11 protein-coding genes are annotated in these 13,207 nt (G+C 64.8%); 8 read left to right on the top strand and 3 right to left on the bottom strand.

The features are described 5' to 3' along the window. Positions 1-98 precede the first annotated feature (98 nt). The 3 genes from D6Z43_RS14330 (at position 99) to D6Z43_RS14320 (ending at position 2,902) form a co-directional block, all read left to right on the top strand. Entirely contained in the window at positions 99-1,055 is a 957-nt protein-coding gene (locus D6Z43_RS14330; protein ID WP_120652839.1) for an ornithine cyclodeaminase family protein, read from the top strand. A 10-nt stretch (positions 1,056-1,065) separates the two neighbouring features. Further along, positions 1,066-2,190, top strand: a complete 1,125-nt coding sequence (locus D6Z43_RS14325) for an FAD-binding oxidoreductase (RefSeq protein WP_120652838.1) — start codon at positions 1,066-1,068, stop codon at positions 2,188-2,190. A gap of 79 nt (positions 2,191-2,269) precedes the next feature. Beyond that, positions 2,270-2,902 carry a transcriptional regulator gene (locus D6Z43_RS14320; protein ID WP_120652837.1) on the top strand — a complete coding sequence of 211 codons (633 nt, stop codon included), beginning with the start codon at positions 2,270-2,272 and terminating at the stop codon, positions 2,900-2,902. A gap of 127 nt (positions 2,903-3,029) precedes the next feature. Here the strand turns inward: D6Z43_RS14320 and D6Z43_RS14315 are convergent, their stop codons facing one another. After that, entirely contained in the window at positions 3,030-3,980 is a 951-nt protein-coding gene (locus D6Z43_RS14315) for a GlxA family transcriptional regulator (protein ID WP_120652836.1), read from the bottom strand. Between the two features lie 119 nt (positions 3,981-4,099). Here D6Z43_RS14315 and D6Z43_RS14310 point away from each other — a divergent pair, with 119 nt between their 5' ends. From D6Z43_RS14310 to D6Z43_RS14300, 3 genes are all read left to right on the top strand, one after another. Next, entirely contained in the window at positions 4,100-4,585 is a 486-nt protein-coding gene (locus tag D6Z43_RS14310) for a nuclear transport factor 2 family protein (RefSeq protein ID WP_120652835.1), read from the top strand. A gap of 48 nt (positions 4,586-4,633) precedes the next feature. Continuing rightward, a complete protein-coding gene (locus D6Z43_RS14305; RefSeq protein ID WP_120652834.1) occupies positions 4,634-4,921 on the top strand; it encodes a GIY-YIG nuclease family protein in 288 nt (95 codons plus the stop codon). An 86-nt stretch (positions 4,922-5,007) separates the two neighbouring features. Continuing rightward, complete coding sequence (locus tag D6Z43_RS14300; protein WP_120652833.1) at positions 5,008-5,943, top strand: glutathione S-transferase family protein; 936 nt, start codon at positions 5,008-5,010, stop codon at positions 5,941-5,943. An 87-nt stretch (positions 5,944-6,030) separates the two neighbouring features. On the opposite strand, the gene yejK is transcribed toward D6Z43_RS14300, so the two are convergent. After that, the gene (yejK, locus tag D6Z43_RS14295) at positions 6,031-7,038 is read right to left on the bottom strand and encodes a nucleoid-associated protein YejK (RefSeq protein ID WP_120652832.1); all 1,008 of its coding nucleotides are present in this window, start codon (positions 7,036-7,038) and stop codon (positions 6,031-6,033) included. 62 nt (positions 7,039-7,100) lie between these two features. Next, a complete protein-coding gene (locus D6Z43_RS14290) occupies positions 7,101-8,435 on the bottom strand; it encodes a TAXI family TRAP transporter solute-binding subunit (RefSeq protein ID WP_120652831.1) in 1,335 nt (444 codons plus the stop codon). A gap of 111 nt (positions 8,436-8,546) precedes the next feature. On the opposite strand from D6Z43_RS14290, the gene sbcD reads away from it, so the two are divergent. Then, positions 8,547-9,767: an exonuclease subunit SbcD gene (gene sbcD, locus D6Z43_RS14285; RefSeq protein ID WP_120652830.1), complete on the top strand. Its 1,221-nt coding sequence runs from the start codon at positions 8,547-8,549 to the stop codon at positions 9,765-9,767. Beyond that, positions 9,764-13,192 carry an AAA family ATPase gene (locus D6Z43_RS14280; RefSeq protein ID WP_120652829.1) on the top strand — a complete coding sequence of 1,143 codons (3,429 nt, stop codon included), beginning with the start codon at positions 9,764-9,766 and terminating at the stop codon, positions 13,190-13,192. The genes sbcD and D6Z43_RS14280 overlap by 4 nt, the downstream gene beginning before the upstream one ends. Positions 13,193-13,207 lie beyond the last annotated feature (15 nt).

Raw genomic sequence — 13,207 nt, 5'->3', positions numbered from 1 at the left:
CGCCAATCTCGTACATCCGGCTCGCCCTCCCCTTGCTGATGTAAACTTAAAAGTCCAAGATGGACAAATTGTTTATGTCAGTCCCGGGAGCGTCCCTCATGTCCAGCACCCCGCCCATCGTTCTCCAGCAAGCCGAAGCCCGCCGCCTGCTTCAGCAGGTAGACGTCCACCAGGCCATGCGCAGCATGTTCCTCGACCTTGCCGCGGGTGAAGCGGTACAGCCGGCCCAGCAGTTGGTGGAATTCCCCAATGCCGCAGGCGACTTCATCAATTACCTGGGCGTATTGGCCAAGGACGGGGTTTATGGCGTCAAGACCTCGCCCTATATCAAGAAACCCGAAGGTGCCCTGGTTACGGCCTGGACCCTGCTGATGTCCATGGACAGCGGCCAACCGCTTCTACTCTGCGATGCCGCTGAGCTGACCACCGCACGCACCGCCGCTACCACCGCCGTTGCAGTCGAGACGCTCGCTCCGGCCCAGGCCCGACGACTTGCCGTGATCGGCAGCGGTCCGGTGGCCCGCGCCCACCTGCACTACGTGAAAGGCCTGCGTGACTGGCAGTGCATTGCCGTCTATTCGCCGTCCCTGTCTGACGACGCCGACGCCCGGACGCAACTGGCCGCTCAGGACACGCGCGTGGAGTTCAGTGCCACCTTGGAGGACGCTGTCGCCGACGCCGACGTGGTGATGCTCTGCACGTCGTCTGCGGGCCCGGTGCTGGACCCGCGCAGCCTGACCAAACCCGCCCTGGTCACCTCCATCAGCACCAACGCCCCGCGTGCCCACGAAGTGCCGCCACAGGCGCTGGGGGAAATGGATGTGTATTGCGACTATCGCGCCACCACGCCGGGCTCCGCAGGCGAAATGCTGCTCGCCGCCGAGCTACATGGCTGGAGCCGCGACGCCATTCGGGGCGACCTGCCGGAGCTGGTGAGCAGCAAGGCACCCCGACCGGATTACAGCCGATCTGTGTTCTTCCGCTCCATCGGCCTGGGCCTGGAAGACATGGCCCTGGCCAACGCCATTTATCATCTGCAACGCCAAGGCCAGTGAGGTAGACGCCATGCAACAGGCTGACTTCATCATCATCGGCGCCGGTATCGCCGGTGCTTCCACTGGCTTCTGGCTGTCTCGCCACGGCCGCGTGCTGGTGCTGGAACGCGAGGAGCATGCTGGCTACCACTCCACCGGCCGTTCCGCTGCGCTCTATACCGTCGCCTACGGCACGCCTCAGGTACGCGCGCTGACCGCCGCGAGTCGAGCGTTCTTCGACGCGCCGCCGGAAGGATTCAGCGAGCATCCTCTGCTCACTCCGCGCGGCGAGATGGTGGTGGACTTCACCGGCGATGCCGAGGAACTGCAGCGTCAGTTCGACAGCGCCCTGGAAAACGTCCCCGACATGCAAATGCTCACGCCTGACCAGGCCTGCGCCCTGGTGCCGGTACTGCGCCGGGACAAGGTGCAGGGCGCCATGCTCGATCCCCGCGCCGCCGATATCGACACCGATGCGTTGCATCAGGGCTACCTGCGCGGAATTCGCCGCAACGGCGGCGAAGTGCGCCACAGCTGCGAAGTGACCGGTATCAGTCGCGACGGCGATCAGTGGCGGGTGGAAACCTCTCAGGGCAGCTTCCAGGCCCCGACACTTATCAATGCGGCCGGTGCCTGGTGCGACCAGCTCGCGCAGCTTGCCGGCGTCCAGCCCCTGGGACTGCAACCCAAGCGCCGCGCCGCGTTCATCTTCTCTCCGCCCGAAGGCGTGGACGCTCACAAGTGGCCGGCGCTGGTGAGCCTGGACGAATCCTTCTATTTCAAGCCGGATGCCGGAATGCTGCTGGGTTCGCCGGCCAATGCCGACGCGGTCGATCCGCACGACGTGCAGCCGGAAGAGCTGGACATCGCCCTCGGCATCTACCAGATCGAGGAACACACCAATATGAGTATTCGCCGCCCTGCGCGGGTCTGGGCCGGGCTGCGCTCCTTCTTCCCCGATGGCGACCTGGTGTCCGGTTACGATCAGCGCACGCCGGACTTCTACTGGGTAGCAGGGCAGGGCGGCTACGGTATCCAGACCTCCGCCGCGATGGGCGAGGCCAGTGCGTGCCTGATCCTGCGCCGCCCACTGCCTGAGCACCTGACGCAATTCGGCCTGACCGAGGCCATGCTCTCCCCTGCGCGGCTGGGGTGACGACGTTGGCGCTTTGCGCCACACTCGCTGCGCCGGGCTTTGCGCCCGGCGCCGATCTTTCCGCTCCAGGAGCTGCTTCATGACCCCTCGCCCAGACCTCGCCCTGGATAACTATCGCGCCATCGCGGACGCCATTGCCACGCTGTTCTTTCCCCATGCCGAGGTGGTGCTGCACGACCTGCGTACACAGAAGATCGACTACATCGCCAACAACATTTCCAAGCGTTGCGTCGGCGACGATGCGGCGTTGGAAGACATGCTTGGCGAGGAAGTGGACGAGCGGAACATCGGTCCCTACGAGAAACTCAACTGGGACGGCCAGAAAATCCGGTCCGTGAGCACCGTACTGCGCGATGCCCAGGGCGCTCCGCTTGCCGTGCTCTGCATCAACCTGAACATCTCCATGTTCGAAGCGGCCAAGGCAGCGCTCGACCTGTTCCTCTCTTCCAGCAAACTCATTCCCCAGCCTGATGCGCTGTTCCGCGACGACTGGCAGGAACGTATCAATACCTTCCTGCACAACTGGCTGCGCCAGCGCCAGCTCGGCCTCAACCTGCTGACCCGCGATCACAAGCGCGAACTGGTGCTTGCCCTGCATGCCGAGGGTGCCTTCAAGGGCAAGAGCGCCGCGAACTACGTGGCCAACGTGCTCAACATGGGCCGCGCCACCGTGTACAAGCACCTCAAGGAACTGAAGGAAGAGTCGGTCTGAGCGGTTTGTTTTTTTGTGGGAGCGAATTCATTCGCGATTCGGGCCCACGGACCGCTGCGCGGTCCTTCGCGTATGAATCCGCTCCCACAGCAAGCAGGCCTTGCTCTGTATGAGGTGCTGTGCGCGCCTAGGGTGTGCGCAGCCTGCGCCTGAACGCCCCCGGTGTTTCCCCACACAATTGCTTGAACAACTTTGCGAACGTCGCCCTGTCGGCATAACCCACCTGCGCCGCTATCTGTTCCAGGGAGCGCGCCGGGTTGCGCAGGGCGGTCTGCGCCGCGCTGATGCGCAGGCGTTGCAAGTAGGCATTCGGAGTCAGGCCGGTAGCGGCCTTGAAGCGCCGCAGCAGAGTGCGGCTCGAACAATGGCCGCGGGCCGCCAGGGCCTCCAGATCCAGCGGCTCGGCCAGGTTCCGTTGCAGCCAGAGCAACAGAGGCCCGATCTGTGGATCATCGCCGCCAGTGGCTGGCAGCAATGGCGCGAAGCGCGATTGGTGGCCCCGCTGCATGTCGAACACCATGGCGCCGGCTACCCGTTGCGCGAGCCAGTCACCACCGTGCCAGCCGATCAGATACAGGCAGAGGTCCAGTCCCGCCTGGGCGCCGCCCGAACAGAACAGGTTGCCGTCCTCGGTCAGCATGGCGTCCGCTTCCAGCCGAACCTGTGGATAACGCTTGCGAAAGGCCGGTGCCAGTGCCCAATGGGTGGTGGCGCGGCGTCCGTCGAGTCGACCGGAGGCGGCCAGCAGGAAGGCGCTGCTGCAAAGGCTGGCGAGTTGCTGGGTATGCGGGCGGGCAGCCAGCCAGGGCAGTAGAGCCTGATTGGCGGCCAGAGTCTTCTCCACCCCGGGTCCGGTCGCAGTCAGCAATACAAGGTCGGCCTCTTCCGCCAACGCCAGGTCGCCGTCTACCCGTACCTCCGCCATGCCGATATCCACAGACTGGCCATCACGGCTGAAGCGCTGGACCTGGAACAGCGGCTCGCCGGCCAGCTGGTTGGCCAGGCGGAAGGCGTCATCGGCCGTTGCCAGGCTGGAGCAGACAGTCTGCGGGCAGACGAACAGGGCGACGCGGATCATGGCGCGAACTCGGTAGCTGGGTTGGCGATTATTGACACAAAGTTGGCAATGCCGCCAATCGCGGTCCGCGCCATTCGGGTCAATACTGCTAGCCATACAGTCCTTGTCGGAAGTCGCCCATGGCTCACCCCAACGCCGAACTCATCACCCGTTTCTACCAAGCCTTCCAGCAGCTCGACGCCGAGGCCATGGCCGCCTGCTACAGCCCGGACGTGCACTTCAGTGATCCGGTCTTCACCGATCTCAATGGCCAGGAAGCCGCTGACATGTGGCGCATGCTTGCAAGCCGCGCCCAGAAGTTCAGCCTGAACTTCGATGGCGTCGAGGCCGATGACCTTTCCGGTCGCGCCAATTGGGTCGCCACCTACCTGTTCAGCCAGACCGGGCGCATGGTGGAGAACCGCATCCAGGCACGCTTCCTCTTTTCCGACGGCAAGATCATCGAGCACCACGACAGCTTCGACCTCTGGCGCTGGGCTCGCCAGGCCCTGGGGGCCAAGGGGACGCTGCTGGGCTGGCTGCCGCCGGTGCAGAACGCAATTCGCCAGCAGGCGGCGCGAGGACTCGCGGCGTACCGCGCCGGGGCACTGAAGGACTTGTCTTGATCCGTTGAGGCGATGCCTAATGCGGCGGCCTTCCGTCAGGACCCCGCAATGCCCGAGCAAACCGAATCCACCCCCGCCAGCAAGCCTTGGTACGTCTACCTGGTGCGCGCCGAGAACGGTGCCCTCTATTGCGGCATCAGCGACGACCCGCAGCGGCGTTTTGCCCAGCACCAGAGTGGCAAGGGGGCGAGGTTCTTCCACTCCAGCCCGGCCCGCGCCCTGGTATTCGTCGAGGCATGTGCCGACAAGAGCGAAGCGCTGCGCCGAGAGCGCGCCATCAAACAATTGCGCAAGGCTGCCAAGGAGCGCCTGGTAACCCTTAATCCAGCGGGCTGATGCCGCGCTATCAGGCGCAGGGCATGGGCCACCCCGCTTGCCCCGGGTAAGCTGCGTTATTCACAAGACCTGACGCGGAGACCGTCATGCACGAGCTGATCCTGCACCACTACCCGACTTCGCCCTTCGCCGAGAAGGCCCGTCTGATGCTGGGCTTCAAGCAGTTGTCCTGGCGTTCGGTGAAGATCCCGCCGGTGATGCCCAAGCCCGATCTCATCGCCCTGACCGGCGGTTATCGCAAGACCCCGGTGCTGCAAGTGGGGGCCGACATCTACTGCGACACTGCTCTCATCGCTCGCCGTCTGGAGGCAGAGAAAGCCACCCCGGCGTTCTTCCCGGAAGGTCAGGAACTCAACGTCGCCAGCTTCGCCCAGTGGGTGGATACGGTGGTGTTCCAGCATGCCGTAGCCCTGGTGTTCCAGCCGGAGTCGGTGGCGGTTCGCTTCGGCAAACTGCCCCCGGAAATGTTGAAGGCGCTCTTGGCCGACCGTGCCGGGCTGTTCAGTGGCGGCAGCCTCACCCGCCTGCCGCTGGAGCAGGCCAAGCACAATTGGCCGGCCATCATGGGACGTGCCGAGCAGCAACTGGCGCGCAGTGAAGGCGATTTCCTGTTCGGCGAGCCCTCCATCGCCGATTTCTCCCTGGCGCATTGCCTGTGGTTCCTCAAGGGCACCCCGGTGACTGCGCCGCTGGTGGACGACTATCCGGAAGTGGCCGCCTGGCTGGGCCGGGTGCTGGGCTTCGGTCATGGCTCGCCGAGTGAGTTGTCGTCTGGCGAGGCTGTGGATATCGCCCGCAACGCCGCGCCGGCCGCCTTGCCTGTCGAGGACTTCGTCGACCCCAATGGCTTCGCGCCGGGCCAGAAGGTACTGGTGGCAGCTACCGACTACGGCGTTGATCCGGTGGAAGGCGAGCTGGTGTTCGCCGGCCGCGAGGAGATCATCCTGCGTCGCCAGGATGAGCGTGCCGGCGTTGTGCATGTACACGTCCCGCGCCTGGGGTTCCGCATCGAGGCTCGGTGAGTCGGGGCGAACCGCTTTCCTGTAGGGGCGAATGAGTTCGCCCCTACAGGAAAAACGAAGCCCGGCTTTTGCCGGGCTTCGTCGTTATCAGTCCTTGCGCCGTTTCAGCTGATCCTTCAACTGGGTCGGCAGCTGACGAATGATCAGCATGTCGCGGCCTTCGTCATATTCGATCTTCGAACCCAGCAGGTGGGCTTCGAAGCTGATCGACAGGCCTTCGGCTCGACCGGTGAAGCGCTGGAACTGGCTGAGAGTGCGCTTGTCCGGCGGAATCTCCGGAGACAGCCCGTAGTCCTTGTTGCGGATGTGCTCGTAGAAGGCACGCGGGCGGTCTTCGTCGATCAGGCCGGACAGTTCGTCGAGGGTGATCGGCTCGCCCATCTTCGCCTGGGTGGTGGCGTAGTCGACCAGGGTCTTGGTCTTCTCACGGGCCTGTTCCTCGGCCAGGTCTTCGCTTTCCACGAAGTCGCTGAAGGCCTTGAGCAGAGTGCGCGTTTCGCTCGGCGGGTCGACCCCTTCCTGGCAGCCGATGAAGTCGCGGAAGTAATCCGAGACCTTCTTGCCGTTCTTGCCCTTGATGAAGGAGATGTATTGCTTCGACTGCTGGTTGTTCTGCCACTCGGAGATGTTGATGCGCGCCGCCAGGTGCAACTGGCCCAGGTCCAGGTGCTTGGCCGGCGCCACTTCCAGTGAATCGGTCACGGCAACGCCTTCGCTGTGGTGCAGCAGGGCGATGGCCAGGTAGTCGGTCATGCCTTGCTGGTAGTGGGCGAGGAGCACGTGGCCGCCGGTGGAGAGGTTGGATTCCTCCATCAGCTTCTGCAGGTGCTCGACCGCCTGGCGGCTGAAGGCAGTGAAGTCGCGGGCGCCGTCCTGGTACTCCTTCAGCCAGCCACTGAAGGGGTAGGCGCCGGATTCCTCGTGGAAGAAGCCCCAGGCCTTGCCCTGCTTGGCGTTGTAGCTTTCGTTGAGGTCGGCCAGGAGGTTCTCCATGGCCTGGGACGCGCCCAGTTCGCTATCCCGGGCATGCAGCACGGCGGCGCTGCCGTCGGGCTTCTTGTCGATGAAGTGAACGATGCAGTGGCGGATAGGCATGGATCTTCGCTCTCAGGGACACATCCGGCGCGAGGACGCGCCGGCAGGAAAAGTGCGCCAGTTTACCCGACCTGCTCTTCGGCTGCCTGTCGTCTCTGCAGCGCCTGCAGCCGTTCAATCACATAGCGCAGGTGCACGTGCAGGTCATACAGCTCGTTGGAATAGGACAGCGGCACTTCCACCTTGGCCAGGCGCCGTTCCAGTGTTTCCAGCTCGTCGATCTGTGCAGCGAGCTGACCCGGTGGCGTGTTGGAGTCCAGTTTGCGGTCGATTTCGCGCAGGTACTTGTACCAGCGGTAAATACGCGCGCGGATGCGCCAGCGGTAGATCGGGCCTACCGCCTTGGTCAGCGGGATCATGATCACCAGCAGCGGGATCAGCAGGATGATGTAGCGGTCGGCCAGCGAGGCGATGCGGAAGGGCAGATAGCGCTGCAGGATCGGCAACCCCTTCTCGTAGTAGTAGTCGGCTTCGCTCAGGCTTGAGAGCGTCTGCGGTTTGGCAGCCGGATAGGTGCCGGGCGGATCGAGCAGGGTGCCGTTCTTCATGACTTCGCGGGCTGCTTCGAGGATCAGCGGCGTGAGCGAGGGGTGGAACTCGTCGTTCGCTACCAGGGTGGCCACCGGAGCCAGGGTTCGGATGTCCCGCGAAGGGCTGTTGCTGGAGAGATTGAGCAAGCCTTCGCCCACCTCCAACTTGGTCAGGTAGGGCAGGCGGGCGCGATAGGCAGCGCTGCGGCGCAGGCTGACCAGGTCCAGCTCCGGACTGGCCGCCAGGCGCTGCACCACTGCGCTTTCCGCCGGGCCGAGGAAGAAGCCGGCGTCCAGCTCGCCGACGAGCAGGGCATTGGCTGCCGGGCTGCCGCTGATGGGCTGCCACTGTGGCGGGTAGCGTTCGGGGCTGATCTGGTTGGCGGCGAGGATCGCGTCGCTGACCGAGCGGGTGCCGCTGTTCGGTGCGCCGATCGCGATTCGTAGCTGAAGCAGGTCGGCCATGCTGTCGATGTCCAGTTCCTTGCGTTTGAACAGCCAGAGCGGCTCCTGGTACATCACGCCGAGGCCGTGCAGATTCTCGCGCTGTTTCGCATTCAGGGTGAGTTCCTGGCCACTCTGGACCAGGGCGATATCCACTTCGCCGCTTTGCAGCTTGGCCAGGTTGTCCAGCGAGCCGGTACTGCGCACCAGCTTCAGCTCGAAGCCCTGCTTGGCCAGCTCCTCCTTGAGCTTTTCGCCAAAGGCGTTGTAGCCGCCCGAGGGGCCGCCGGTGGCCAACCGTGCGTGCATGGGCGGCGGTGGCGCGACGAAGTAGAAGAGCGCACCAATAAGCGCCGCCATCACCGGGATCAGCCAGAGGTTGGCCAGGAGCATGATCTTGATGTCACGAAATATGCGTTGCATGTCTGTCCTTGTCTGCAGCGAATGCTGGGAAGGATAGCGGCTCCGTGGTTGCCAGGTCGCGAAGGAAATGACAGGGTTGCCGGCATTTCCGTTCCGTCACCGTGATTCCCGATGCGCATTCTCCATACCTCTGACTGGCACTTGGGCCAGCACTTCATGGGCAAGACCCGACAGGCCGAGCACCAGGCTTTCTGCCGCTGGTTGATCGAGCAGGTACGTGAGCGCGAGGTCGACGCTGTGCTGGTCGCTGGCGATGTGTTCGATACTGGCGCGCCGCCCAGCTACGCCCGCGAGCAGTACAACCAGTTCATCGTCGAACTGCGGGACACCGGTGCCAGCTTGGTGGTGCTTGGCGGCAACCACGATTCGGTGGCGATGCTTGGCGAAAGCCGCACGTTGCTTGCGCAGCTGGATACGCGCGTGGTGCCGGCAGTTGGCGTCGAACCGGACGAGCAGCTGCTGGTGCTCAAGCGCCGCACCGGTGAACCGGGCGCGATTCTCTGCGCCATCCCCTTCATCCGCCCGCGCGATGTGCTGCTGAGCCAGGCCGGACAGAGTGCAGCGGACAAGCAGCTGTCCTTGCAGCAGGCGATCCAGGACCACTATCAGAAACTCTTTGCCCTGGCCGAGCAGCGCCGCGCCGAACTGGGCGGTGGCCTGCCCATCGTCGCCACCGGCCACCTGACCACCGTGGGCGCCAGCGCAAGCGAGTCGGTGCGGGAAATCTACGTCGGTGCGCTGGAAGCCTTCCCCACCAGCGCTTTCCCGGCGGCGGACTACATCGCCCTCGGACATATCCACAGGCCGCAGAAGGTAGGGGGGCTGGAACACATCCGCTATTGCGGCTCCCCCATTCCGTTGTCTTTCGATGAGGCTCGACAGCAGAAGGAAGTGTTGCTGGTGGAGCTGGACAGCATTGGACTGCACAAGGTGGAAGCCCTGGCAGTGCCGCGCTTCCAGGCCCTCTACTCGCTGCGTGGCAGTCTGTCGGAGTTGCCGGCCCTGTTCGCCGAGGTGGCGCGGGATGGCAGCTCGCAGCAGCCGGTCTGGGTGGAAGTGCAGATCAGTACGGACGACTACCTCAGCGACCTCCAGGCACGTCTGGCGGCACTCTGCGACGGTCTGCCGGTGGAGGTGTTGCGCATCCGCCGCGAGCGCGGTGCAACCCAGGCCGGCCTGCAGCGCGAGGCACGGGAAACCCTTGATGAGCTGTATCCGGAAGAGGTGTTCGACAAGCGTCTGGAAAGCGAGGAGCTGGACCAGACGCTGCGGCAGCAGCTTCAAGGGCTGCACCGCGACGTGCTGGCCGAGTTGCAGGAGGGCCAGGCATGAAGATCCTCAGCTTGCGCCTGAAGAACCTCAACTCGCTCAAAGGCGAGTGGAAGGTCGATTTCACTGGCGAACCCTTCGCCGGCAACGGCCTGTTCGCCATCACCGGCCCCACCGGCGCTGGCAAGACGACCCTGTTGGATGCCATCTGTCTCGCGCTTTACCACCGCACACCGCGCATGGGCACGGTGTCGGCCAGCATCAACGAGCTGATGACCCGCCACACCGCCGATTGCCTGGCGGAGGTGGAGTTCGAGGTGAAGGGCGTGGCCTATCGCGCCTTCTGGAGTCAGCGCCGCGCACGCGACAAGGCCGATGGCGGCCTGCAGCCGCCCAAGGTGGAGCTGGCGCGGGTGCTGGATGGGGAAATCCTCACCGACAAGATCAACGACAAGCTCAAGCTGACCGAGAGCCTCACTGGCCTCGATTTCGAGCGTTTCACCAAGTCCATGCTGTTGGCCCAGGGCGGCTTCGCCGCGTTTCTGGAGGCCAACGCCAACCAGCGCGCGGAGTTGCTGGAAGAACTGACCGGCACCGAGATCTATGGGCGCGTATCCCAGCGGGTGTTCGAACGCACCCGCGAAGTGAAGGCCGGGCTGGATCAGCTGCGCGCCCGCGCCGAAGGCGTGGAGTTGCTGAGCGATGACACGCGCGCAGCCTTGCAACAGGAAGCCGGCATTCTCGCCGACGAAGAGCGCCTGCTGCAGAGTCGCCAGGCTGACCTGCAACGCCAGCGACAATGGCGCGATGAGCTGGACAAGGCTCTGGCCCGCCAACAGGCTGCCGGGCAACAGGGGCAGTCTGCCCGAGCCGCTCTAGAGCAGGCGCAGCCGCAATTGTCGCGCCTGGCTGCCAGCGAGCCGGCCAGCCAGCTGTTGCCCTTGCATCGCGACTGGCAGCGGACGCAGCAGCAATTGAACCAGGGTGAAAGCGAGTTACGGGTCACCCGGCACGACCTGCAGACACTGGCCGAACGCATCCTCGACCAGTTGTGGCGGGGTGCCCAGTTCGGCGAGCAGTGGGTGCAGGCGCGCCAGAATGCCCTTGAAGGCCTCCAGGCCGAGCGAGAGGCCCTGCAAAGAAGGTTGGCCGAACAACCCCAGCGGTCCCGGCTGGGCGAGCACCTGGGGGGCTGGCGGGCCGAATTCGGCGCCCTGGCCCGGCGCCAGGAAGAGTTGAGCGGATTACAGCGTGCCCAGGCGGATTTGAAGCGCCAGACCGATGAGCTGGGCGTGCGCTTCGGCCTGTCCAGCAGCACTTTGGAAAGTGCCAGGGCCGAACAGGGCCAGGCGCTTCAGGCGGAGGAAGAAGCCCAGGTCCGGCTCGATGGGCTTCTGGGGGGGCTGGATGACGCCGCGCTTCGCACGCAGTGGCAGCAACTGTTGGAGCGAGGGCGCCAACTGGAGCGTCTTGAACAACTGTCGCAGCAACGCCGGCAATTGGCCGAGCGCCAATCACGCGCTCGTGAGCAGCTGCAACCGTTGCAGGACGAGCAGAAAAACCTGGTCGAACAGCGCGACGGCCTGCGCCGTCGCTTCGCCGAATTCAAGCAACAGATCGCCGACAAGGAAAAGCTTCTCGAGCAGGAACAGCGCATCCAGCAACTCGAGGCATACCGTGCCGCCTTGCAGCCGGGGGAAGCCTGCCCGCTGTGCGGCTCTCTCGAGCACCCGGCCATCGCCGAGTACCAGGCGCTCAACCTTTCCGCCACCCAGCAGGCGTTGCAGGACTGCAGGGCAGCCCAGGACGTGGTACGCCAACAGGGCGAAACCCTGAGCAACCGCCTGGCTTCCGTGGAAGCGCAGGTGACTCAGCTGGGCGAAGCCTTGCAAGGTGCCGAGGTTGAACAGCGCCAGTACGTGGAGCAATGGCGCGAGCTGTGCCAGGCGCTGGAGCTGCAATTGCCGGACCTGGCTGCCCTGCAGACCGAGTTGCAAGGCCATGCCGCGCGGCTGCATGCGCTGCAGGATCGACTGGCACAACTGGACCAGTTCAAGGCTGCGCTGATCTCTGCCCGCGACCTGCGCCAGCAGCGCGACAAGGCGCTGCACGATTGCACGAGCCAGCTCGCCTTGCTGGAGAAAGACCAGGCCAGTCTGCGCCAGCAGGAACGGGCCAACGTCCAGCGGCTGGAGCAACTGGACCACGAACAGGGCGCGGCGCGCGTGCAGTTGTCCACAGGCCTGGCGACACTGGGCTACAGCTTGCCCGCGGCAGGCGACGCCTGGCTCGCCGAGCGTGAAGCCGAATGGCAGCAGTGGCAGCAGGACCAGGCAGCCAGCCAGCAACTGGAAGTCCGGCTGCGTGACCAGCAGCATGCCCTGGACGCCGCTCGGGAACAGGCCCGCCTTTGGCAAGGCCGCTGGCAGGCCGCCGGACATAACGGTCAGACGCCGCTGGCGCCAGTGGATGATCCCCAGGCCGCGCTGGCGCTGGTGCAGACCGAGCTGGACGTTGCCCAGCAGCGACTCAACCAGCTCAAAGGCAGCGAGCGCAGCCAGGACCAACGGGTCCAGGAAGTCCGGCACCAGCTGCACGTGCAGCTCGATGCCTGGCGGCAGGGGCTGGCGGCGAGTCCCTTTGCCGATGAAGCAGCTTTTCTTGCCGCCTTGCTGGATGAGGCGGAGCGTAATGCCCTGCTTGAACTGCAGCAGCGACTGAATCGCGAGCTGGGTGATGCCGAGGCCCTGTGGGCCGACGCCCGGGCCCAGGCTGAACGCCTGCAGGCAGAGCCGCAGAGTGAGCTGGACCGCGAGCGGCTGGAGAGTGAATGGCAGGCACTGGGCGAGCGCACGCGCGAACTCAGCCAGCGTCAGGGAGAAATCCGTGCCCAGCTCTCCGGCGACGAGCAGCGCCGGCAGAATCAGCAGGCCTTGTTCGCCGACATCGCCCGGCAGGAAACCGAGTACGACCTCTGGCAACGCTTCAACAGCCTGGTGGGGTCGGCCGATGGCGCCAAGTACCGCAAGTTTGCCCAAGGCCTGACACTGGACCACCTGGTGCACCTGGCCAATCTGCAATTGCAGCGTCTGCACGGCCGGTATCAGCTGGCCCGTCGTCAGGGCGGGGAGCTGGAACTGGAGGTGGTGGACACCTGGCAGGCCGATGTCGTCCGCGACTGCAAGACTCTGTCCGGAGGCGAGAGCTTCCTGGTCAGCCTGGCGCTGGCGTTGGCGCTGTCCGATCTGGTCAGTCACAAGACCAGCATCGATTCGCTATTCCTCGACGAAGGCTTCGGCACCCTCGACGGTGAAACCCTGGAAGTAGCCCTCGACGCCCTGGATGCGCTGAACGCCAGCGGCAAGATGATCGGCGTGATCAGCCACGTCGAGGCGTTGAAGGAGCGTATTCCGGTGCAGCTCAAGGTGCACAAGGGCGTGGGCATGGGCTACAGCCGGCTGGATGCGCGCTTCGCAGTTAGCGCGTAGGCCAGTCGGTCAGCG

It is taken from the genome of Pseudomonas sp. DY-1 (genome assembly GCF_003626975.1).
In the GTDB taxonomy this organism is placed as follows: domain Bacteria; phylum Pseudomonadota; class Gammaproteobacteria; order Pseudomonadales; family Pseudomonadaceae; genus Metapseudomonas.
The sequence above is the reverse complement of the archived record's forward strand: the minus strand, read 5'-3'. Positions and strand labels throughout refer to the sequence as shown.